This is a genomic window from Motilimonas sp. E26, assembly GCF_021278025.1.
Classification (GTDB): Bacteria; Pseudomonadota; Gammaproteobacteria; order Enterobacterales; family CBDFNC01; genus Motilimonas.
Genome location: NZ_JAIBHJ010000010.1, coordinates 1 through 21,314 on the forward strand (window position 1 = coordinate 1; position 21,314 = coordinate 21,314).

A 21,314-nucleotide genomic window follows, 5' to 3' on the forward strand; every position below is an offset into this window, starting at 1 on the left:
TCAGCCAATGGTGATCTGTCACCAGTGGAGTTTGAAAATTCTCAACTAAAGGTGTCCAGTTTTGGTTGACCAGAACAAACATTTTGAAACACGGCGTTGAGACTGTAGAATTGCCCTTTTTTAATAAAAACTGTAGTGCTCAACTAAAACTGGCCATCTCGTTATAAGTTTTGAAGTATTCTGCTTCAGCCTTTTGTGGCGATAGCCCTTGTTAAACTGGTGAGGCCTGTACCGATTAAATAACCGGTAATGTACCTGTTAATCGATTCAATACCCGCTGCAAATGACTGATAACCTGACATTGGCATCCATTCGGTTTTAAAACTTCTTAAAACGTTCTGTGGGTTGCGCTGACACCTTTCGCGTCATACTTCGACCGCGATGATGTAGCTGTCCATTGGCTTTTAATACCCGATAAAACGTCGATTCAGAGTCATAATACTCATTATTATCTAATAGCGCTGGCACGATTTGTGACGGTGGTAAACTGGCAAATTTACTCAAGTTACACACCTCAATAATCTTTGCTTGCTCGGCTTCTGTTAGCTTGTTCGCCGGTGTCGGACGGACCGCATCCGGCCGCTTATCGGCGGAGATACTGCCATCGCGATACCAGCGCCGATAGGTACGTAAAGTGATCCCCGCTTCACGGCAAGCAACATTGAGCCGAGCGGCAGACTGATTTGCCTCTTGTATCCATGACACGTATTTTGTGCGCAGTGGGAATGAGGTTAGTCGTCTTCGCTGTCGCTCTCCCAAAGCGCATTTAACTTTTTTCGCAGCACCAAGATCGCCGCGGTTTCAGCTAGCGCCTTTTCTTTTTCGCGTAGCTCGCGTTTTAACTGTTTTATTTCTTTCTTATCTGCCTGCCGCTGGCGTTTCACTTCAATTTCATGTTCGCGAGAGCTCATAAAACCTCTAAGTGAATCAGCTTTCCAAGCTTTAACTTGGTCAACATAGAGCCCTTTTTCACGGCAATATTCACTTAATTCGGCTTCGTTTAAACTGGCAGTTTCAATGACCGAGGCCAGTTTAGCTTCAGCAGACCATTGATCAGATGTTGGTTTATTTCCGGGCACAGGACGACCTTGTTGTTTGGCTTTATCGCGCCAATTATACAAGGTTTGCAGGCCAATCCCTTCATTTCTAGCGACTTGTGCAACAGTCATGTTGAAGGGAGGTAATAATTTATTCAAAACCTGCTGTTTTCGTTCTTCAGTGTAGCGTGGCACAATCAAGCCTTAACCCCCAACTGGTTAAATTTTAAGTAGTGACAACTATCCTGCCAGAGGGGGCAACAGTAAGAGCCGTTCGAAACTCACTCGACAACCCATTTTCTGCATCTTCCAGAGTCGATTCAATGCTCCCCCTTAACCCCCCATACTTTTTGGAAGCTTTAATATTGAATTCAGACAATAAGGCTAATAATTGATTCTTTGCTGCTGTTTTGTGCCTGACACTTAGCTCCCTCAGTCGCATGACGGATTGCAATTGTTGCTGATCCATTGTTTTCCCTGAAATAAAGGCGATATCTGGTAGCGAGGACGCTTGAACAATGGCTAAAGCATCATTTTTGTCTGTTTTCTGATTTTGCCTCACTGAAGCGACTAATTTAGTGGAGATTAATCGAGCGTCATGCCCTAAGGATGCTGCAAGCTGCTTCCAGTAATTCGAAGTCCCACAAGCTTCAAATGTAACAGTTACTGTTCTGAATTTGCCAACTAAGAAGTAAACTCATTCGGTGTCATTTCTGTATTAGAACGCATTTTTTTGTTCGCATAAACGCAAACTTGAATCACTCTCTTGGCTAAATCTACACCAGCAACTGTCTTCATCATGTTGAACTTCAATTATTTTTCTACTAGCAATTAGAGGCTACGACTTATGAGGGGGGGAGTCCAATTATCTATCCTGCCAGAGGGGGAGGAGCTCTCAGAGGATAATTACCCTAGCAGGCTGGCGTTGTCTGTGAGCGAGCTAAAGTGAAAGCTTCAAGGTACATGTCCTACTCACACAAAATGAGTATAAGATCACGATTGCTTTTAGGCGTCAAATAAAATCGAGTGATTACTTAAAAAACGCTCTCGATCCTGCCCTAGGAACGGTTTTTTCTAACAATCTATTCTTAATAGATATTCTTCATGGTTTTGATTCTCATTAATATTTATTGCTCCTATATTTAATTATAAATCGATAAAAATATTGCCGTTTTTTATAATGTGATTCAAATCAATTGATGGTTATTTATAAAAACCAATTAAATTAATCTGTTATGTGATTGGTGTTTTGTTTTTTGTAGTTGTATTTTTTAATAGGTTTTTTTTATAAAACTTTGCTCTTTAATATTGTGATTGTTATTAATAAGTTACATTTTTATTCATTTTAAGATGAGATGGAGATCTTACTTTGATTACTTTCAAGGTGTACTAATGCTTTTCTAATGCTAAATTGAAGTAACTGAAGCAATTCAGTGTCGCGTTGAAAAAGGCAGCACATTCGAAAGGGTGTTACGCAAAGCTACTGGTCTAAGGGAAACTATGATGGCAGAGCTACCAACGGAGTTAGTTTTATACAACCTCCAATTTTTTCCGCGAGAAAACTAATTGTTAATTATTAATTAATTATTGAGGTAATTGTATGAAAACTATTTCGTTCAAAAAAACTTTATGTAATATAGCAATATTAAGCGCTATGTCCCTTCCTGTATTTAATTCTTCAGCATTTGAGTTATGTGAACCGGCACGGTCTGATAACCCTCCTGTGATAGCAGCCTCTCAAGGTGAAAGTCTATCATTAAGAGGCTTTGTTAATTGGAGTAATACTGAAGAATTTACTGTAAGCGTAGAGTGGACAGGTAGTGGTGTTCAGTATCTTTCTAACAGCCATTCTGAAGATGTAACCTTCTCCGGTTTCATCCCTGCTGTCTACGAGTTAACTAAAACTGTAACGAGTAACCTTGGTAATGTATCAGTCATTCCATATACCATAGAAGTCATTCATAAAGAATTGCCTCAAGTTGAGTTCTTTGAAAACAGCACTCCAACTAAATTAGTAACTGATTATGGTATGCATCCAGATGATAATATTGATGACTCGGTAGCGTTTAAAGCAATGTTAGAAAACCTAAATGATGGTGATGTAATTGAATTTCCTAGTGGAACATTTATTTTTGAAAAAACGGTTAGAATATTAGACATAGCTAAGAATATTACCATTCAAGGTAATACTGGAACGGTAATTAAAAAAACAATCGCGCCAGGTAGTAATCCTGATCTTAGAGATTCACTAATATTTATTGATAATAGTGAAGGTTTAATTATACAGAATTTAAGCTTCGTTGGTGTGTTTAATTCAATAGGAGAAGCACCTAGATGGACTCATGATGGTTTATATATAGGTAGTGCAAATGATGCAATAATTAGGCAAAACACTTTTTTTGGTTTTGGTGATGCATGTTTGAGGGTGAATACTTCACCTTACCATGAGATAGGTGGAATTTATTCTAATAACGTGCTGGTTAGTAATAATGTATTTGAACAGTGTATGCAAATATCTACCACCATTAAGATTGATAAATTTGGCGGTGTTAATAACCTTGAATTTTCTGATAATACTTTTAAAAATATGCGTGGACCGCTTAAGTTGGCAACAAGGCAACCAACATTCGGCTTGAAAGTTATTCGGAATAAATTTATAAATGGCTATACACATGCAATGGATATTCTTGGTTACAGTGATGTCGAAGTAAAAAATAACCTTATTAAAGATTATCCAAATGGATACTTTCTTGATATACGCCCTAATGATGAAATAGAAAAAACCTTAGAAATAAAAAATATTGATGTTAGCGAAAATGTAATTCTTAACACTGGTAGAGGATTGAGGATTCAACCACTTGATATAGATGATGAACTTATTCCGATGTCAAATGTGAAAGTTGAACGTAATTATTTTGAAAATACACGAATTGCCGCCAGTGCAACAACTCGATCTGTTACTTTGGCTAACTATTACCTTGATATATTTACTGGGCTAAAAATAAATGACAATATATACTGGGAGCCTAACTATCAAAGGGCGGATATGTTTTTAGATATGGAACGTATAGATAGAGCTGCTGATATATGGGAAGCTAAAAATAATGTAAACCATCAGCTTGACATTAATTTGTTACGAGTTCCAAAAGTTTAAGTCGACTATCCTTTCTTTACTATAAAACCTGCCGCATGGATGCGGCCATAAAATTTACTTACTTTCTAGCTTTAGATATTACCCTTTAATATTGCAAATCACTTGACGAGTTTTACCATTTTTTGTTTTGGGGATTATATCGACTAATTCAATTTCGATCTCTAGAGATGCTCCTAAATCTTTTTTTGCGCTATTTATTAATTTGGTTTTCTGAAAACTGTCAAACTTATTTTCATCTACAACAAGTAGTAACTTTATCTTCGTTTGGCTATCTTGCAAAAACTGTGCCGCAATAATTCCAGGAATGGCTTTAGTTATTTGGCTTAAATGGTAAACCTTTTGACCATCTTCTGCGATTAAGTAGTCTCCTCTGCGTCCTTTAATGTGGTCAATAATAGGGTATACTCTGCCACATGGACAATTTTTTTTATTCGACAAAGCGACATAATCACCTGTCCTATAACGAATTAATGGGTGAATTCTATTGTTGAAGTTAGTCCCCACAATTTCATGATAACCGTTGTCCTCTTCGAGTAACTCAACATGGGAATAGTCAGTTAATATGTGGTAGTTATTATGTTCACAGCTGGCTATCGCCGCAACTCTCTCGAATAAACCATACCAATCAAAAACTGTGCATTTAAAATGCTTTTCAATAAGTAACTTATGCTCTAGTGATAAAGATTCAGACGATGTAACAATAGATTTTAATTTTCCTTGATAATAAGTGTCGTTCATTTCGAGGTATTTAGCCAAAGTAACAACTGATGATGGGGCTGCTTGAATAATATCAACTTTGTTATCTTCCATCGCTTTTATATACATTGGAATTACTTCTTTTGTCATATGAAAAGCAGAAAAAAATATCATGTTATTAAAGTAGGAAAAGCGCCAGTAAGGCGGCTTCTTTTGTTGCATTGGAACGATTTTATCTCCTCTAAGCCAAGCAATTTTATCGCCCTTTTTGAATCCTGCCCATTGAAGGTGACGGTCGGTAAATGCTTTTTCAGCTCTAACTGAAGATATGTCTTGATAAATAGTAAGAGACTTACCTGTTGTGCCGCTAGTTTGACCTGATATTTTTATTTCTTTCGACTTGCAGTTTATAAACTGATTAGTATGCTTCCTAACATCTTCTTTACTTGTATAGGAAAAATCACTGATATTTAAGTTTTTTTTGTTTTTATACTTCGAATAGTACTCTGTATTATTTATTGCATTGTTAATTACACTTTCTAATTTATTTTTACTATATTCTTCTAATGCTTTTGAGTCCTTTTCGTGTGAAATAAGTTGCTGCATGAGAGCATTGCTTGATTTAGTTGCTCGTAATTTTCTTTTTATTAGTTCGTGGCAGCTTAACAATAAATTTTGTATGAATATTGGTGAATATTTATACGCAACACTATTTAACATTCTGGTGTAACCTCGGTCATAAATTTTTAAACGTTAAGTTTGTTGTGCACATGTTAAATGAGGTGCAGAGAGGCATCAAAAGCACCGCTTGAGATAGCTTTATCTGTGAAAAATAGGACAAATATCACAAATTTACTCTAACTAAAGCTTAAAAACAAGCATTTGTAGGCCTTCTTACAGATGAACTATTCAGTAAAATCAATCACATATGGGCTTAGTGTTGATATAGTGTATTAGTCTGGTTTTAGTAGGTTTTTATTATTATTTTACCTGTTTTAGTCGTTTATCGAGTGAATATTGCTGTCATTTTTTTAAAAATTAGAGTTGGTTTTTGTTTTTATTTAATGGTTTTTGTTGACTTCGTAGCTGATAAGACTGAAATTTAGTTAATACTTTTCCTATTCGTCGACTAACTTGAGCTAAATAGAACTTTATTCTGGTATTCTTTACTAAACTTTTTCCTAAGTTGAATGGGTTAGCATGAGCACATTTAAAACCACATGTGTTCCATTCTCCCCCATACTAGTCTTTAATTACCATAATCATCCAACGGATCTGGAGTGTGTTATGTTACTTCCTGTGATCATGGCTGGCGGCTCTGGAACTCGCTTGTGGCCGCTTTCTCGTAAGCTACATCCTAAGCAATTCCTATCGTTATACGGTCAGGCGACAATGTTACAAGCTACAGCTAGGCGGCTGGTTTCTATTCAACATCAACCACCGTTGATCATCTGTAACGAAGAGCATCGTTTTACGGTGGCAGAGCAAATGCGCCAAACGGATTTGTCTCATAGTGGTATTTTGTTAGAGCCAGAAGCGAAAAATACCGCGCCGGCGTTGGCGCTGGCGGCGTTTCAAGCCTTGGCTCAGCATCCCGATGAGGATCCCTTATTGTTAGTGTTAGCGGCGGATCACGTGGTGAAAGACGAGCAAGCTTTTTGCAATGCTGTAAATGTGGCAATGGCGGCGGCGCTGGCGGATCATTTAGTGACGTTTGGCATAGTGCCGGATCATCCTGAAACCGGTTATGGCTATATAAAACGAGGTAAGGCGGTGCAATTTCCCGATGCCACGGGTGATATTTTTCAAGTGGCTCAGTTTGTTGAAAAGCCTGATTTAGCGACGGCAAAAGAATATGTCAGCACTGGCCATTATTCGTGGAATAGCGGCATCTTTTTGTTTAAAGCCAGTGTGTTTTTGGCTGAGTTGAAACAACACAACCCTGATATTTACCACGCTTGCCAAGCGGCCACACGTGAGTTTAATCCCGATTTAGACTTTATTCGCATTGATGCAGCGGCCTTTGCTACTAGCCCTGAAGACTCTATCGATTATGCGGTGATGGAAAAAACCAGCCAAGCCGTGGTGATCCCAATGGATTGCGGTTGGAGTGACGTGGGCGGTTGGTCGGCGCTGTGGGAAGTGTCTGACAAGGACGAGCAGGGCAATGTGTTTCGTGGTGATGTGTTAGATATCGACTCACATAACTCGTATGTTTATGCCCAGGATACGCTGGTTGCCAGCATTGGCTTAAAAGACATCATAGTGGTGAAGACCAAAGATGCGGTGTTGGTGGCCGATAAGTCACGGGTGCAGGAAGTGAAGCACTTGGTTGAGCAACTAAAAGCGGCGCAGCGCAGCGAGGTGTTACATCACCGTGATGTGCAGCGTCCTTGGGGTAAGTATGATTCTATCGATACCGGCAATCGGTTTCAGGTTAAGCATATTACGGTGAAACCAGGCGCTAAATTATCGGTACAAATGCATCATCATCGCGCCGAGCATTGGGTGGTGGTGTCGGGAACGGCCAAGGTAACCAACGGTGAGCGCACCTTTTTACTCAGTGAAAATGAGTCTACTTATATTCCTATTGGCACTACTCACGCTCTTGAAAACCCTGGTAAGGTGCCTCTTGAGTTAATTGAAGTGCAGTCAGGCTCGTATTTAGGTGAAGACGACATAGTACGTTTTGAAGATAGATACGGTAGGACTGAATCATGAGTGTGGCGAATATCATTAAGAACAGCGGCATCGCTTTTGGTACTAGCGGGGCGCGCGGGTTGGTGGTGGATTTTACTCCCGAGGTGTGCGCAGCATTTACCTTGGCTTTTATTGAGATAATGAGAGAACGCTTTCGTTTTTCACGAATCGCTATTGCTGTTGATAATCGCCCGAGCAGCCCTGAAATGGCACAGGCTTGTATTGCTGGCGTTCGAGCTGCAGGATTAGAGGTGGATTTTTATGGCGTGCTGCCAACGCCAGCGCTGGCGGTAACTTCAATGGCCGATGGCGTACCTGCGATTATGGTAACGGGCAGTCATATTCCTTTTGATCGCAATGGTTTAAAGTTTTATCGTCCTGATGGTGAAATCACTAAGATAGACGAGCTGGCAATTTTAAGTGCGCAAAGTGAGCTGGCAGCGCTGGATTTAAGTGGCTTGCCACAAGCTTCGGCTCGTGCCGCTGATGCTTATATGGCGCGCTATCTTGATATTTTCCCCACTGATTTATTAGCTGGTAAACGCATTGGTATTTATGAGCATTCTAGCTCTGGTCGTGATCTTTATGGCGATTTGTTTACACAGTTTGGCGCAGAGGTGATTAGCCTTGGCCGCAGTGACAGCTTTGTGCCCATTGATACCGAAGCGGTGGGCTTGGCTGACATAGAACAAGCGCAAGATTGGCAGCGTGAATTTGAGTTAGATGCGCTGTTTTCTACCGACGGTGATGGCGATAGGCCGCTGTTATCTGATGAAACGGGCACTTATTTACGCGGTGATATTTTATGTTTACTGGCCGCGCAGTATTTAAAAATTGATGCGTTAGCGGTGCCGGTAAGTTGTAATTCTGCCATCGAAGCCTGTGGCGAGTTTAAGTATGTAGCGCGTACGCAAATTGGCTCACCTTATGTGATTGCAGAGTTTATATTGTTGCAAAGTCAGTTTGGCCGAATTGCGGGTTTTGAAGCCAATGGCGGTTTTTTATTGGGCTCGGACATTGAGGTGAATAGCGCTGCGCTGAGTGCGTTGCCAACGCGCGATGCGGTGTTACCTGTGTTGGCGGTGCTGGCAATGGCTGAGAAAGGGGGAATTTCAGATTTAGTGGAGCAGTTGCCAGAGATTTATACCGCGAGTGACCGTATTCAAAACTTCCCCCGAGAAAAAAGTTTGGCGATTATTGAGCGAGGATTGGCCGAGCCAAAGTCGCTGTTAGCTAGTTTAGGTCTAGGCGAGTTTGATGCCGAGAGTGTTGATACCACCGATGGCCTGCGCATGACATTGAGCAATGGTGAAGTGGTGCATTTGCGTCCTTCGGGTAACGCGCCCGAGCTGCGTTGTTATGCCGAGGCGAGTTCATCTGTTCGCGCGATGCAGTTGGTGATACAAAGTTTAGGCGCGCTTAATCAGGCTTGATGAATCGATCCATGACTGGGGAATCTTACAGGTGAGTAACACGCTTTTGTGGGAGATATTTATATCGCGAATGAAGAGGGCGCTGTTTTTCGCGGAATGAATTCCGCTCCCACGTGGGAGTAACGTGCTTTTGTTGGGACATATCGCTCATCATATGGGCGCTGTTTTTCGCGGAATGAATTCCGCTCCTACGTGTGGGGAACACGCTTTTTGTTGGGGGCATATCGTTCAACAGGTGGGCGCTGTTTTTCGCGGAATAAATTCCGCTCCTACGTGGGGGTAACACGCTTTTGTAGGAGCAGAATTTATTCTGCGAAGCATGCTTTGATACATAGATATATGGAGATTGAATGGATATAAAACATTGGGGCGCGGTTGATGGTGTCACAGGCTCTTGTCATCAGTTGATACTAAATGAACATAACAGCATTTTAATTGATTGCGGTTTGTTTCAAGGGGCTGAAACAGCCGGTAAAGCAGGCGCTGAGTCGTTGGCTATTGAGTTTGACCTCTCAACAGTTAAAGCCCTTGTTGTTACCCATTGCCATATTGATCACGTTGGCCGCATTCCATATTTATTAGCCGCTGGCTTTAATGGCCCCATTTATGCTACCCAAGCTACGGTGGCGATGTTGCCGATGATTTTGCGCGATGCCCTTAAGCTTGGTGTCACACAAGATCAGCGTTTAATCGATGCTTGTATTCGCAAGCTGAAAAGCCAGATGATTGCGGTGGACTATAAAGTTTGGCAACGTTTACCGGTTGATGGTTTGGCTAAGGTGAAGTTTAAGCCAGCTGGGCATATTTTAGGCTCGGCCTATTTAGAGTTTGATTGTGGTAAAGGGAAGCGCGTGGTGTTCTCCGGTGATTTAGGTGCGCCTTACACGCCATTGCTCGCCGCACCGAAAAGTCCTTATCAAGCCGATGTATTAGTAATTGAAAGTACCTATGGCGATCATTGCCATCAAGGACGTAAAGCGCGCTCTGCTTTATTGAAAACCACCATTGAAAAAGCAGTGGCAGATAACGGTGTGGTGTTGATCCCTGCTTTTAGTATTGGTCGCACTCAAGAGCTGTTATATGAGCTTGAGTCTATCGCTTATGCTGAATCGAAAAAGAACCCCGCGGCCATGTGGGCCAATTTAGAGGTGATTATCGACTCGCCAATGGCGGCAGGCTTTACGGATTTTTATTGTGAGTTTAGCGAGCTGTGGGATGCCGAAGCGCGCCGGAAAACCCAATCTGGTCGTCATCCACTCGACTTTGAAACGTTATATACAGTTAGTAGCCATAAAGAGCACATCCAAGTGCTCAATTATCTTGCCAAACGCAATAAGCCTGCGGTGGTGATTGCTGCCAGTGGCATGTGTAGCGGTGGTCGTATCGTGAGTTATTTAGAGCAGTTTTTACCCGATGAAAAAGCCGATGTGTTGTTTGTCGGTTATCAAGCCCGTGGCAGTTTAGGGCGTGATATTCAACAATATGGTCCAACGGGCGGTTACGTATTTATTGACGATAAACGCATTGATATTAAAGCTGGCGTACACACTTTAAGTGGTTATTCAGCCCACGCCGATCAAAAAGATTTGCTGAACTTTGTGAAACGGATGCGCAAGCCGCCAAAGCTAATCAAAATTGTGCATGGTGACGAAGAGGCGAAAGCAGAGCTTGCACGTTTGTATCGTGATTTACTGCCTGAGTGTGATGTGGTGATTGCTGGTTATGGCCTTGAGTGATACAAGTAGCTAGCCGAACATAATGCGATTGAGCGCAAAGGCTCAATCGCAGCATCATTATTCTTCTTCGTTAGCGTCTTCCAATAACCATTGGGCTAGCTCGGTTTTCTTTTGTTTGATCACGTCATTCACTTGCTGCTCAAGATCTTCAGCGTTGATGTCCTGTACTGCGGCCAGTGGCTCACCAATGGTTTGCTCAACCACGCCGTCAATATGCTCAAGGGCAGCTTGCTTGCCTTCTTCAATTGAGTTGACGCCTAGCTCTTTTTTCGCTTCGAGTAATTCGTCAACGTTAATGCCTGTACTTTCTTCTAATAAGCTTTTACTCGCCGCTTTGGCTTCTTTTTTTGTTTCTTCATACGCTTCTGAGATTGGCCCACATCCCGCTAATAAGGTGAAAGAAAAGGCAGCTATGATAGGTAATGCTTTCATATTATGGGTCCTTCTAATTAAGAATGTGTGACATAAAATGTCATGATGACTATACCTAATATTTATTAATTAGCTACAGAATATCGAGACTTGATAGCTTAATTTTTTATCAACTTGGCTTGCAATCAGGTGATGAATTTGAAGCCATGACAGTGGAGCGCTATAATCGGCGCTGTTTTTAAATGCGCCGCTAACTCATCGTGCGTTATATTTCCATCCTATTGTTATTTAAGGAATATGTAGTCATGTCGCACAATGTGTCGCACCTTCAGCGTTTCTCCGTTGCTCCGATGTTAGATTGGACGGACCGTCATTGTCGCTACTTTCATCGCTTGATGTCACAGCACACTTTGCTTTATACCGAAATGGTGACAACGGGCGCGATCTTGTTTGGTAAGGGCGATTACTTGGCATTTAACGAAGAAGAGCAACCCGTTTCATTGCAGCTCGGAGGTAGTGATCCGAAGGCGTTAGCTGAGTGCGCAAAAATTGCCCAGCAACGTGGTTATAATGAAATTAATTTGAATGTAGGTTGCCCCTCAGATCGGGTGCAAAGCGGTCGTTTTGGTGCGTGCTTAATGGCTGAGCCAGCGCTGGTGGCTGATGCCGTTAAAGCGATGCAAGACGCCTGTGATTTACCTGTTACGGTGAAAACACGCATTGGTATTGACGAACAAGATAGCTATGCCTTTTTAACCACGTTTATTGATCAAGTGGCGCAGGCTGGCTGTGATACTTTCATTGTGCATGCGCGCAAGGCATGGTTGAGCGGCTTAAGTCCAAAAGAAAATCGCGATATTCCGCCGCTGGATTACGAGCGTGTGTATCAGCTTAAACAGGATTTTCCTGAGCTGGTGATTGCCATTAACGGTGGCATAAAAACCTATGAGCAATGTGATGAGCATTTACAGCATTTAGATGGGGTGATGTTAGGCCGTGAAGTGTATAGCAATCCTTATTTGTTGGCTGAGGTTGACCGACGTTATTTTGGTTCGACGCGCCCTGTGCTGAGCCGCGTCGAAGTGATTGAAGCGATGTTTCCGTATGTTGAAAAGCATTTGGCATCGGGGGCTAAGCTGTCTCACGTTACGCGCCACATGTTGGGCATGTTTCAAGGTTTGCCCAATGGCCGTGCTTATCGCCGTCATTTAAGTGAGCTGTCACCGCGGGGGGATGCGACGTTAAAAGTGCTAGAAGATGCGCTAAAATTGGTGACGGAGTTTAGACCTGCAGAATAAATGTGAATAACAAAGTGCTTGTTTAGATTATTTTTGAACAAGCGCTTGCTGTAAAAGTAAGGTCTTTTGTTTTTAATAATTAAGGTCAAGTTGTTAGTGGTTGTTTTTATTTCCTTTCTATTTATTGCTACGACTTTGGTTGTAATGCTGAGCGCTGTTGGCTTTTCTTCCGATATTCAATATAACGTTTTCAACTAAATACATGGTTTTTGCTTCTACGACTTTAGTCTAATATGTCGCTACTTTTTAATAACAGCGACGTGTTTTAAGTGGGTAGTAAAATGGCCAAATTAGCCTTAGTTAGAGTGATGTTTGGGTTAACAACGTTATTAGGTTTTCATGTTAGTGCTTTGTACTTTTTTTTGGCGCTGCTTATTTACTGCACCCATCACCGTGAAGTGTTTGGCTGGTAGGGTAGGTCTGTCTCACGCTTTTCGGCTTTAATTTTAAGCATCTCGTGTTATATTCTTTTTAGATTTATGCGGTTAGCGTATTTAAAAAGGATAAGTGTGTGTTGAGAAAAATTTCAAGTTATTTATTACTCCCCGTACTTGTAGTGCTGTCTGCTTGCTCTAAAGATGAGCCGGTGACAGAGCAAGCTGTCGAGAAACCGATGCAGCGCACTACGATAGTAAGCGATGCAACACCTGGTCAAACTATTCCTGCGTCTAAAACTTACACTTTTGTTGACGCGGTGAATGTGGTGATTGAAGACTCCCGCTTGGATAGCACAGCTGTGCAAGGTGAGCTTCGCAATGCGATAGCTTCGGTAATGCAGGCAAAGGGCTATGGCTATGAGCCTGATGTGACGAAAGCTGATTTGGTTATGGGCTTTTTGTTCTCTCTTGAATCTGGGTTACCGGACGCTGAGTTGATTAAAATATTTGGTTTGTCGCCAGGACTAATGAGTATTAACAGTGATGGCCGTTATGAGAAAGCGACGCTAGTGCTCGGCGCGATGTCTAGTGACACCAAGCAAGTTTATTGGAAAACCATGTTGCAGGGTTTTGCTGATTTTGAACGACCACGTGATGAGGCGACGAAACGCGCTGATCGTCTAGTGGGTGAAATGCTGGCTAATATTCCAACGGCGGAGCAATAATATGCGTGGTGCAGGTGGCAGTGAAGGTGGCGTTGGCCAGTTTTTTATTGGTTTGATTATGATGGTTGCTGGTGGCTATTTGTTACTTAATGCCATTATGGTGACTAATCATTTTCATATGGGTTATAGCTTATACCGAGTTGGCGGGTTTTCATTAACCAGCGGCATGGTCATGGTGCCTTTTATTTTTGGTGTTGGCTTGGTGTTTTATAACAGCCGAAATATTTTAGGCTGGATTTTGGCTATTGGCGCGTTAGTGATGCTGATATTCGGCGTGATCACGTCCATTAATTTTCAATTACGTCATATGTCAGCATTCGATTTAATTGTGATTTTGGTGTTGTTGGTTGGTGGTATCGGGTTGTTTTTACGCTCGTTAAGAAATTTGAGTAGTTAGGCTTTAATATCACATCACGTTTATTTTTGGTTAATTCGCCGAGCAAGCTCAGCTCCTACGTGAACGATTTTATCGAGTAGGAGCAGAACTTGTTCTGCGAACAAGGACAGTTTAACTATAATTAGAAGATGATTACTGTCGCGATATTGCTATGAATTATCATGCTAACCATCTGCGCTTTGGTCGCGTTTCACAAGCAAACCAAGCATATTCTCTTACATCAACCACGTTTCAGCGTCGGCCTATTTTTCATTCGTTTAGCTCTGCGAGGTTGTTGATAAATTCAATGGCGAAAGCCGATCATGAACGATTGTGTTCAACGTTAGCTTTTGTTGTCATGCCTGACCATTTTCACTGGGTTATTCAGTTGGCTGATTTAAGCACACTTAGTCAGTTAGTTGGTAGGGTGAAGCGGGAAATTAGCTATCTTTTGCATCAGCGAGGCTTATGCAGGGGAAGTATTTGGCAGCATGGGTTTTACGATCACGCGATTCGCAATGAGAATGATCTTTTACCAATTTGTCGATATGTGGTGGCGAATCCACTTCGCGCAGGGCTGGTTAAGAGTGTGAAGGATTATCCATATTGGGATTGCGTTTATTTGTAGGTTTGTTCGTCGAGCGAGCTCGGCTCCTACGTGGGAGGTGTTAACGACTATGGATTTAATTTGTGGTGAATTCGCCGAGCAAGCTCGACTCCTACGTGAACTATTTTATCGCGTAGGAGCAGAACTTGTTCTGCGAATGGTCTCTAGTAATGATTTAAATAGCGTTATTTCAATTATAAGGCTTTACACCACTTTCCATTTTGCTCTTCATATCCCATTGCTACTAAAAAGCCACTAAAGGGTTGCTCTTGTTCATTTAGGGTTGTCACTATTGTGGTCGCTCCCTGCGCTTTGGCGATTAATTCTAATTGGGTTAATAAATACTTGCCGACACCGCGTCGTCGGGTTAAATCTCTAACCGTGAAATGGCTTAAATTTGCGGTGCTTCCCACTATATTCAGCAATGCAGCTGCGATATGGCGTTCATTGAACATGGCGACATATAGGCTTGGTTGCTGTTGTTCAATTAATGAATTTAGTGCGGCATCCGTGAGCTGGTTTTGCGGCCAAACAGAGGCGTAAATTTTTTTTAAATCAATCAGTAATTGAGACTCGACTTGCTGCGGATGAAAAACGCTTAAGCGCATGTTGGCTCCTAAGAAATGACAAGCGGTATGCTTATGACGATATGCAGGTTAGAATTGCCCGCTATTATAAAAGGTTCGCTGGCTAGGACAAAGGGGTTGTTGATGGAATGTCGCTTAGGGTGCGGCGCTTGTTGTATTGCGCCAAGTATTAGTTCCTCTATTCCTGGGATGGAGCAGGGCAAACCAGCGGGTGTCCGCTGTGTTCAGCTTAATGAGCAGAACTTATGTCGTTTGTTTGGTAAACCTGAGCGTCCCAAGGTATGCGTTGATTTTAAGCCTTGTGCTTCAGTATGTGGTAGCACTAACCAGCAGGCAATGACCAATATTGATGAGTTAGAAAGGTTGACTTAATTAACCGCGTCACTGCCGTTTTCATTAGCCGTTTTGGCTATTGCTGCCTCAGCAAGGGGCATGAGTTCAGTAATGTTTACTAAATTAACTGGGGCGATAGGCTGACTAAGCCTTTGCTGTAAAAAGCTTAACGTTTCTGGGTAAGGGTGGCCAATAATGACCACATCGCGTCCTGATCTGGCAAGTTTTAAGGCGAGATTAAACTGCTTTTCAATGGCCGCTCGGCTGCGCAAATTATCTAAAAAAACATGACGACGCAGTACTGGCACGCCTAATGACTGGGCAGTACTTTCGGCTAGGGTATTTTTACTGGTACGGCTATCGAGAAAAAATAATTCATGATGGCGCAAGGTTTCCATCGTCCAGCGCATTTGTTCGGCCATGGTAGTCAGTTTACTGCCCATGTGATTATTCATGCCTTGAATGAAAGGCAAAGCGATAATAGCTTGCTCTAGTTTATGTTTTAGCTCTTGCTCACTCATATCTGCGCGCAGCGCTCCAGGGCCAAGCAACTGATTATTGGCCACTGCTTCCATTGGGATATGCAGTAACATATCTCGGTTTTGTGCCCATGCTTGCTGGCCTATAGTGAGCGCTTGTGGGGTAAAAGGAAGCAGAGAAAAGGCAACTTCACTCGGTAGCTTAAGGGCTTGAAAGTCATGCTCGCTATTGCCTATATCATCAATGATGATAGCTAGATTGGCGGCATTACAAGGTATTGATAGCATTAATAAAAATACGCTCAATAACCGTAATACTACGGTCGCTTTGCGCTGGTGTAAGGGCATATTATTTTCTGCTTAACCATTTCCGTGGATCTTGCGGTTTGCCTTGATAACGAATTTCAAAGTACAAACCACTGCGTTTTTGTCCGCCACTGCGTCCTGCAAGGGCGATCACTTCATCATTTCTTACGGTTTCACCTACGCTTTTTAATAAGGCTTGATTATGGCCATAAAGACTCATAAACCCTTTGCCATGATCGATAACCATCACCATGCCGTAGCCCTTTAAATATTCAGAGTAGACGACTTGGCCATGAGATAAGGCTTTTATTTCAGCGCCTTCTTTTGCTGCAATAAGCATGCCTTTCCAGCGCAACTGACCACTGCGATGACCACCGAAGCGATGTAATACGCGACCTTTTATTGGCCAGCTTAGTTTACCCTTGTAGTTTTGCAGGCCATCAAGCACTGGCTTTTTAATGTTATCTAGCTCTTGTTCGATTTTTTGTTGCTCGATACTTTCGGCTAGTTGTTTCGATAGATGTTTTTCGGCATCTTCTAATTGTTTGATTTGCTGCTGTTCTGAGGTGATCGTTTTATTTAAGGCGGCCATCGCATCTTCACGACCCGCTTGTTGTGCCGTCAATCTTTTCTGTTGCTCAGCATGATCCAGCTTGAGTCTGGTCAGTTGCTCAATTTTAGCGGTTTGTTGCCGTTGGTTTTCATTAAGATCGGCTAAGGTGTTCTGCATTTTTTGCAGGCTCTTAATGCGCGCTTTGTTCAAGTACTGATAATAGCTAATTGCTCTGTCTATTTTTGTTGGATCTTCTTGATTAAGCAGAACTTTTAAATAATCGTGCTGACCGGTTCGATAAGCGCTGGCAATTTGATTAGCTAATAGCTTTTGTTGTTTCTGTCTATTTTGTTCTAATTTTTCAGCGGAGATCTTGAGCTTGTCGAGAGTTTTTTGTGCTTCACGGGTGGCTTCAGCATTGATCTGCAATTTACCGGCAAATTTGGCGATTTCTTTTTCGGCACTCTCTAGCTCTTGTTGCAGTCGTGCGATGGCTTTATTCTGTTTTTGGATATTTTCTTGGTGGGATTTTATTTGCTGTTTTACATTGTCCAGCTCAGATTGCTCGGCATAGGCTAAGTTAAAAAATGAAAAAAGCAAAACAGCGGCGATAACGCCGGCCATTTTGCTTATTTGCTTAAACAATTCATTCCCCTTCATGGGGAAAGATTATTTCAAAATCATCAGAGGCTTACCAGTCATTTCAGCTGGAATTTCCATGCCCATCAAATTTAGCATGGTTGGTGCTAAGTCACTTAGCTTACCATCTTCTAATGCAGTTGCTTCACGGCCTACGTAGATAAGTGGCACAGGCAGATTGGTGTGTGCAGTGTGCACGCCACCTGTTTCTGGGTCGATCATTTGCTCTGCATTACCGTGGTCTGCGGTGATTAAACATTCGCCGCCGACTTCTTTTAATGCCGCAACAACTTCACCGATACTGCTGTCTACGGCTTCACAAGCTTTAACTGCTGCCTCGTAAACACCAGTGTGGCCTACCATGTCGCCATTTGGATAGTTACAAATGATGACGTCGTATTTATCGCTCTTAATTGCGCCAACTAGTTTTTCAGTAAGTTCAGCAGAGCTCATTTCTGGCTGTAGGTCGTAAGTTGCCACTGCTGGAGAAGAAATTAATGAACGCTCTTCGCCCTTAAATTCTGCTTCTACGCCGCCGTTGAAGAAAAAGGTAACGTGGGCATATTTTTCAGTTTCAGAAATACGCAGTTGCGTTTTACCGTGATCAGATAACCATTCACCTAGGGTGTTCGTCAGTGATTCTGATGGATAAGCACAAGCCGTATCAATATCGGCTGCGTATTCAGTGATCATCACAAAATCAGCTAGTTTCGGCTCAACTTGACGTTTGAAGCCATCAAAGTCTGCATCGGTAAATGAACGGGTAATTTCACGCGCACGGTCAGCGCGGAAGTTCATGAAAATAACCGAGTCTCCATCTTCAATAGGAGCTGCTTCACCGATGACAGTTGCTTTCACGAATTCATCGTTTTCTTCACGAGCGTAAGCTGCTGCTAATGCGTCTGTGGCGCTGTCGTATTGATATTCAGCCTGGCTTTGCGTTAGTAGATTGTAGGCTTGTTCAACACGATCCCAGCGGTTGTCGCGATCCATTGCAAAGTAACGACCAATTACAGTCGCAAAACGGCCTTTGCCTAAGGCTTTGAATTTTTCTTCAAATAATTCGATTGAACCTTGAGCACTACGTGGTGGCGTGTCACGGCCATCAGTGATTGCGTGTAGGTAGATTTTTTCTGCACCACGTTTAGCAGCAAGTTCAACAGCTGCAAGCATGTGATCTTCGTGGCTGTGAACGCCGCCTGGAGAAAGTAGGCCCATGATGTGAACCGCTTTACCCGCGTTAGTCGCTTTATCAATTGCGCTCGTTAATACTGGGTTTTCATCAAACGTACCGTCAAGGATGTCTTTGGTGATGCGGGTTAAGTTTTGGTAAACCACGCGGCCCGCACCGATATTGGTGTGACCCACTTCAGAGTTACCCATTTGACCATCAGGTAAGCCCACGTCCATGCCTGAAGCAGAGATTAGGGTATTGGCATATTCTTTACATAGACCGTCAAGTACTGGTGTATTGGCATTTGATACTGCGTTGTCTGGCATATCTGCACGATATCCCCAACCATCCATAATGATAAGTACTAAGGGCTTCTTAGCCATATGTTGAACCTCTTTTGGTTAGATTTGTTAAAACAAAATTAGCGTAATTTTACTACATTTAGATGCTATGTTGTAGATCTCGCTCAATCCTTTCGTATTATTTCAGACCTTTCTCCTTGTTTTGCTCACTTTTATCACTGCACGAGAAAAAGTATCGCATTTCGGTTTTGGCAAGGCTGATCTTCTGGCTCGGCACAGGTATACTCAGCTTTTTTCAAGCTAACGAAGTAATACATTATGCAAGAATATATGGATTTTGCGGCCGCTAACCCAATGTTGGTTATTGCGTGGTTTGGTTTAGCGGGGGCGTTAATTTTTACCACAGTAAAGAGCCGTTTTTCAGCTGTTACCAATGTGACCCATCAGCAAGCAACGTTGATGATGAACAAAGAAGATGCCGTGATTGTTGACGTGCGTAGCTTAGATGAATTCAAAAAAGGCCACATTGTTGGTGCAAAACATTTAACTGAGTCACAAATTAACGCAGGAACCTTCACCGGTGTTGAAAATCTAAAAGAGAGCCCCATTATAGTGGTATGTGCCACGGGAATGCGCTCTTCTGGAGCTGCCAATAAACTTGTTAAAGCAGGTTTTACGCAAGTGAGTAACTTGACGGGCGGTATAGCGGAATGGAAAAACGCCAACCTGCCACTAACAAAGAAATAATCGTCGCCTAGTTATTATCAGTAGGTTCAGCTCTTTTGAGCTAAGCTCTGACACTATTTTTGCGGCGTTGTCATTCATATAAGTGCAAACGGAATGCATTATTTTAAATGACATGGTTTTTTATTCGGGGGAATCCCCCTTTGCAGTTTTTTATTATTAAGGATTTTAAGATGGCCGAAGAACAACAAAATGCGCAAGAGCAACAACAAATTGATTTCAACATCCAGCGCATCTTTCTAAAAGATATCTCTTTTGAATGCCCTAACTCTCCAGCAGTATTCCAAAAAGAATGGCAGCCAGAAGTTAAACTTGATTTAGATACTAAAAGCGCAAAACTAGCTGATAATGTTTTTGAAGTAGTACTATCTTTAACAGTAACAGCAACAATCGCGGGCGAAACGGCTTTCCTATGTGAAGTGCAGCAAGCAGGTATTTTCACTGTTGGTGAAATGCCGGATCCACAGCTTGCACATTGTTTAGGTGCATTTTGTCCAAACATTCTTTTCCCGTATGCGCGCGAAGCAGTAACGAGCATGGTTACACGTGGTACTTTCCCACAACTTAACCTTGCGCCAGTTAACTTTGACGCACTTTTCGCCCAAGCTATGCAACAACGTGCAGCTGAAGCGCAGCCGGAACAACTGGATTCATAATATTTATGGCTAAATCTGCAGCCATTTCTGTATTGGGGGCGGGGTCTTATGGCACCGCCCTTGCTATTTCTTTAGCCAGAAATGGACATCAAACTTTGCTGTGGGGGCATGAGCCTGAGCACATGGCAAAGCTTAAGCAAGAGCGTTGCAATCAAGCGTTTTTACCCGATTGCCCCTTCCCTGAAACCTTAAATATTGAAGCCGATTTGGCAACTTGTGTGGCTGCGTCGCGTAATATTTTACTTGTGGTACCAAGTCATGCTTTTGGCATTGTATTAAAGCAAATAAAGCCGCTATTAACGCCTGAGCACCGTGTGGTATGGGCGACTAAAGGCCTTGAGCCAGACACCGGCAGGTTACTTCAAGACGTTGCTATTGATGTATTGGGTCGCGATATTTCCCTTGCTGTGATTTCAGGGCCAACCTTTGCTAAAGAATTAGCGGCCGGTTTGCCTACGGCAATCTCGTTATCTTCTACTGATCCCGTATTTGTTAACGATTTATCTGATCTGTTACACAGTGAACATTTTCGCGTTTATACCAATGAAGACTTTATTGGTGTGCAATTAGGTGGTGCAGTGAAGAACGTCATTGCTATTGGCGCAGGCTTGGCCGATGGCTTGGGTTTTGGTGCCAACGCCAGAACCGCTTTGATTACCCGTGGTTTGGCCGAGCTAACTCGGCTTGGTGCAGCATTAAATGCCGATCCTAAAACCTTTATGGGCATGGCGGGGTTGGGCGATTTAGTGCTGACATGTACCGATAATCAATCGCGAAATCGACGCTTTGGTTTAGCGTTAGGCCGTGGTTTATCGATGGCCGATGCGCAAACTGAAATTGGTCAAGTGGTTGAAGGTTATCGCAACACAAAAGAAGTGTTTATGTTGTCGCAGCGGCTAAATGTAGAGATGCCAATAACTGAGCAAATATACCAAGTATTATACCAAGGCAAAGACCCAAAAGCGGCAGCGATTGCTTTATTAGCACGCAGTAAAAAAGATGAATAATGTTTTTTAGCTTTGCCTCTGAG

The 21,314-nt window shown here is 42.5% G+C and carries 18 protein-coding genes, 2 pseudogenes and 1 riboswitch; of the genes and pseudogenes, 12 read left to right on the top strand and 8 right to left on the bottom strand.

The window, feature by feature from the left end; genetic code table 11:
- Nucleotides 1–369: 369 nt before the first annotated feature.
- Both K1M91_RS10285 and K1M91_RS10290 read right to left on the bottom strand, forming a co-directional pair.
- Nucleotides 370–1,232: pseudogene (locus tag K1M91_RS10285) on the bottom strand (transposase); the annotation flags it as partial.
- 70 nt (nucleotides 1,233–1,302) lie between these two features.
- Nucleotides 1,303–1,838: pseudogene (locus K1M91_RS10290) on the bottom strand (transposase); the annotation flags it as partial.
- 638 nt (nucleotides 1,839–2,476) lie between these two features.
- Nucleotides 2,477–2,557, top strand: a riboswitch (cyclic di-GMP riboswitch).
- Nucleotides 2,558–2,637: 80 nt separating this feature from the next.
- Here K1M91_RS10290 and K1M91_RS10295 point away from each other — a divergent pair.
- Nucleotides 2,638–4,191, top strand: a complete 1,554-nt coding sequence (locus tag K1M91_RS10295) for a glycosyl hydrolase family 28-related protein (RefSeq protein WP_232801671.1) — start codon at nucleotides 2,638–2,640, stop codon at nucleotides 4,189–4,191.
- A 78-nt stretch (nucleotides 4,192–4,269) separates the two neighbouring features.
- On the opposite strand, the gene K1M91_RS10300 is transcribed toward K1M91_RS10295, so the two are convergent.
- Nucleotides 4,270–5,607 (bottom strand): phenylacetate--CoA ligase family protein, encoded by a 1,338-nt coding sequence (locus K1M91_RS10300; protein WP_232801672.1) that lies wholly within the window; start codon nucleotides 5,605–5,607, stop codon nucleotides 4,270–4,272.
- Nucleotides 5,608–6,174: 567 nt separating this feature from the next.
- Here K1M91_RS10300 and K1M91_RS10305 point away from each other — a divergent pair.
- The 3 genes from K1M91_RS10305 (at nucleotide 6,175) to K1M91_RS10315 (ending at nucleotide 10,756) form a co-directional block, all read left to right on the top strand.
- Nucleotides 6,175–7,608: a mannose-1-phosphate guanylyltransferase/mannose-6-phosphate isomerase gene (locus K1M91_RS10305; protein ID WP_232801673.1), complete on the top strand. Its 1,434-nt coding sequence runs from the start codon at nucleotides 6,175–6,177 to the stop codon at nucleotides 7,606–7,608.
- Nucleotides 7,605–9,020 carry a phosphomannomutase gene (locus tag K1M91_RS10310; protein ID WP_232801674.1) on the top strand — a complete coding sequence of 472 codons (1,416 nt, stop codon included), beginning with the start codon at nucleotides 7,605–7,607 and terminating at the stop codon, nucleotides 9,018–9,020. Before K1M91_RS10305 ends, K1M91_RS10310 begins: the two co-directional genes overlap by 4 nt.
- A gap of 350 nt (nucleotides 9,021–9,370) precedes the next feature.
- A complete protein-coding gene (locus K1M91_RS10315) occupies nucleotides 9,371–10,756 on the top strand; it encodes an MBL fold metallo-hydrolase (protein WP_232801675.1) in 1,386 nt (461 codons plus the stop codon).
- 57 nt (nucleotides 10,757–10,813) lie between these two features.
- On the opposite strand, the gene K1M91_RS10320 is transcribed toward K1M91_RS10315, so the two are convergent.
- A complete protein-coding gene (locus K1M91_RS10320) occupies nucleotides 10,814–11,188 on the bottom strand; it encodes a hypothetical protein (protein ID WP_232801676.1) in 375 nt (124 codons plus the stop codon).
- A gap of 245 nt (nucleotides 11,189–11,433) precedes the next feature.
- Between K1M91_RS10320 and dusA the strand changes: the two genes are divergently transcribed.
- The 4 genes from dusA (at nucleotide 11,434) to K1M91_RS10340 (ending at nucleotide 14,532) form a co-directional block, all read left to right on the top strand.
- On the top strand, nucleotides 11,434–12,426 hold the full coding sequence (gene dusA / locus K1M91_RS10325) for a tRNA dihydrouridine(20/20a) synthase DusA (RefSeq protein WP_232801677.1): 993 nt from the start codon (nucleotides 11,434–11,436) through the stop codon (nucleotides 12,424–12,426).
- A gap of 511 nt (nucleotides 12,427–12,937) precedes the next feature.
- Nucleotides 12,938–13,528: a DUF4136 domain-containing protein gene (locus K1M91_RS10330; RefSeq protein WP_232801678.1), complete on the top strand. Its 591-nt coding sequence runs from the start codon at nucleotides 12,938–12,940 to the stop codon at nucleotides 13,526–13,528.
- A 1-nt stretch (nucleotide 13,529) separates the two neighbouring features.
- A complete protein-coding gene (locus tag K1M91_RS10335; RefSeq protein ID WP_232801679.1) occupies nucleotides 13,530–13,925 on the top strand; it encodes a hypothetical protein in 396 nt (131 codons plus the stop codon).
- 151 nt (nucleotides 13,926–14,076) lie between these two features.
- Nucleotides 14,077–14,532, top strand: coding sequence for a transposase (locus K1M91_RS10340; RefSeq protein ID WP_232801680.1), 456 nt, complete (start codon nucleotides 14,077–14,079; stop codon nucleotides 14,530–14,532).
- Between the two features lie 173 nt (nucleotides 14,533–14,705).
- Here K1M91_RS10340 and panM read toward each other — a convergent pair whose 3' ends face one another.
- Nucleotides 14,706–15,119 carry an aspartate 1-decarboxylase autocleavage activator PanM gene (gene panM, locus K1M91_RS10345; RefSeq protein ID WP_232801681.1) on the bottom strand — a complete coding sequence of 138 codons (414 nt, stop codon included), beginning with the start codon at nucleotides 15,117–15,119 and terminating at the stop codon, nucleotides 14,706–14,708.
- A gap of 102 nt (nucleotides 15,120–15,221) precedes the next feature.
- Between panM and K1M91_RS10350 the strand changes: the two genes are divergently transcribed.
- Nucleotides 15,222–15,470, top strand: a complete 249-nt coding sequence (locus tag K1M91_RS10350; protein ID WP_232801682.1) for a YkgJ family cysteine cluster protein — start codon at nucleotides 15,222–15,224, stop codon at nucleotides 15,468–15,470.
- On the opposite strand, the gene K1M91_RS10355 is transcribed toward K1M91_RS10350, so the two are convergent.
- From K1M91_RS10355 to gpmM, 3 genes are read right to left on the bottom strand one after another with little or no spacing between them, the layout of a single operon-like run.
- Nucleotides 15,467–16,258, bottom strand: a complete 792-nt coding sequence (locus tag K1M91_RS10355) for a divergent polysaccharide deacetylase family protein (protein ID WP_232801683.1) — start codon at nucleotides 16,256–16,258, stop codon at nucleotides 15,467–15,469. The two genes, K1M91_RS10350 and K1M91_RS10355, sit on opposite strands and share 4 nt — an antisense overlap.
- 1 nt (nucleotide 16,259) lies before the next feature.
- The gene (locus tag K1M91_RS10360; RefSeq protein WP_232801684.1) at nucleotides 16,260–17,414 is read right to left on the bottom strand and encodes a peptidoglycan DD-metalloendopeptidase family protein; all 1,155 of its coding nucleotides are present in this window, start codon (nucleotides 17,412–17,414) and stop codon (nucleotides 16,260–16,262) included.
- A gap of 24 nt (nucleotides 17,415–17,438) precedes the next feature.
- Nucleotides 17,439–18,965 (bottom strand): 2,3-bisphosphoglycerate-independent phosphoglycerate mutase, encoded by a 1,527-nt coding sequence (gene gpmM / locus K1M91_RS10365; RefSeq protein ID WP_232801685.1) that lies wholly within the window; start codon nucleotides 18,963–18,965, stop codon nucleotides 17,439–17,441.
- 237 nt (nucleotides 18,966–19,202) lie between these two features.
- On the opposite strand from gpmM, the gene K1M91_RS10370 reads away from it, so the two are divergent.
- From K1M91_RS10370 to gpsA, 3 genes are all read left to right on the top strand, one after another.
- On the top strand, nucleotides 19,203–19,631 hold the full coding sequence (locus K1M91_RS10370) for a rhodanese-like domain-containing protein (RefSeq protein ID WP_232801686.1): 429 nt from the start codon (nucleotides 19,203–19,205) through the stop codon (nucleotides 19,629–19,631).
- Nucleotides 19,632–19,801: 170 nt separating this feature from the next.
- Nucleotides 19,802–20,284 (top strand): protein-export chaperone SecB, encoded by a 483-nt coding sequence (gene secB / locus K1M91_RS10375; RefSeq protein WP_232801789.1) that lies wholly within the window; start codon nucleotides 19,802–19,804, stop codon nucleotides 20,282–20,284.
- Between the two features lie 5 nt (nucleotides 20,285–20,289).
- Nucleotides 20,290–21,291 (top strand): NAD(P)H-dependent glycerol-3-phosphate dehydrogenase, encoded by a 1,002-nt coding sequence (gene gpsA / locus K1M91_RS10380; protein ID WP_232801687.1) that lies wholly within the window; start codon nucleotides 20,290–20,292, stop codon nucleotides 21,289–21,291.
- The last annotated feature ends 23 nt before the right edge of the window (nucleotides 21,292–21,314 follow it).

Bases quoted from the DNA above. Each gene is read 5' to 3' on its own strand.
- K1M91_RS10305 (WP_232801673.1), top strand. From the start codon at position 6,175: ATGTTACTTCCTGTGATCATGGCTGGCGGCTCTGGAACTCGCTTGTGG.
- K1M91_RS10300 (WP_232801672.1), bottom strand. From the start codon at position 5,607: ATGTTAAATAGTGTTGCGTATAAATATTCACCAATATTCATACAAAAT.
- K1M91_RS10320 (WP_232801676.1), bottom strand. From the start codon at position 11,188: ATGAAAGCATTACCTATCATAGCTGCCTTTTCTTTCACCTTATTAGCG.
- K1M91_RS10355 (WP_232801683.1), bottom strand. From the start codon at position 16,258: ATGCCCTTACACCAGCGCAAAGCGACCGTAGTATTACGGTTATTGAGC.
- K1M91_RS10370 (WP_232801686.1), top strand. From the start codon at position 19,203: ATGCAAGAATATATGGATTTTGCGGCCGCTAACCCAATGTTGGTTATT.
- gpsA (WP_232801687.1), top strand. From the start codon at position 20,290: ATGGCTAAATCTGCAGCCATTTCTGTATTGGGGGCGGGGTCTTATGGC.
- panM (WP_232801681.1), bottom strand. From the start codon at position 15,119: ATGCGCTTAAGCGTTTTTCATCCGCAGCAAGTCGAGTCTCAATTACTG.
- dusA (WP_232801677.1), top strand. From the start codon at position 11,434: ATGTCGCACAATGTGTCGCACCTTCAGCGTTTCTCCGTTGCTCCGATG.
- secB (WP_232801789.1), top strand. From the start codon at position 19,802: ATGGCCGAAGAACAACAAAATGCGCAAGAGCAACAACAAATTGATTTC.
- gpmM (WP_232801685.1), bottom strand. From the start codon at position 18,965: ATGGCTAAGAAGCCCTTAGTACTTATCATTATGGATGGTTGGGGATAT.
- K1M91_RS10350 (WP_232801682.1), top strand. From the start codon at position 15,222: ATGGAATGTCGCTTAGGGTGCGGCGCTTGTTGTATTGCGCCAAGTATT.
- K1M91_RS10335 (WP_232801679.1), top strand. From the start codon at position 13,530: ATGCGTGGTGCAGGTGGCAGTGAAGGTGGCGTTGGCCAGTTTTTTATT.
- K1M91_RS10340 (WP_232801680.1), top strand. From the start codon at position 14,077: ATGAATTATCATGCTAACCATCTGCGCTTTGGTCGCGTTTCACAAGCA.
- K1M91_RS10315 (WP_232801675.1), top strand. From the start codon at position 9,371: ATGGATATAAAACATTGGGGCGCGGTTGATGGTGTCACAGGCTCTTGT.
- K1M91_RS10295 (WP_232801671.1), top strand. From the start codon at position 2,638: ATGAAAACTATTTCGTTCAAAAAAACTTTATGTAATATAGCAATATTA.
- K1M91_RS10310 (WP_232801674.1), top strand. From the start codon at position 7,605: ATGAGTGTGGCGAATATCATTAAGAACAGCGGCATCGCTTTTGGTACT.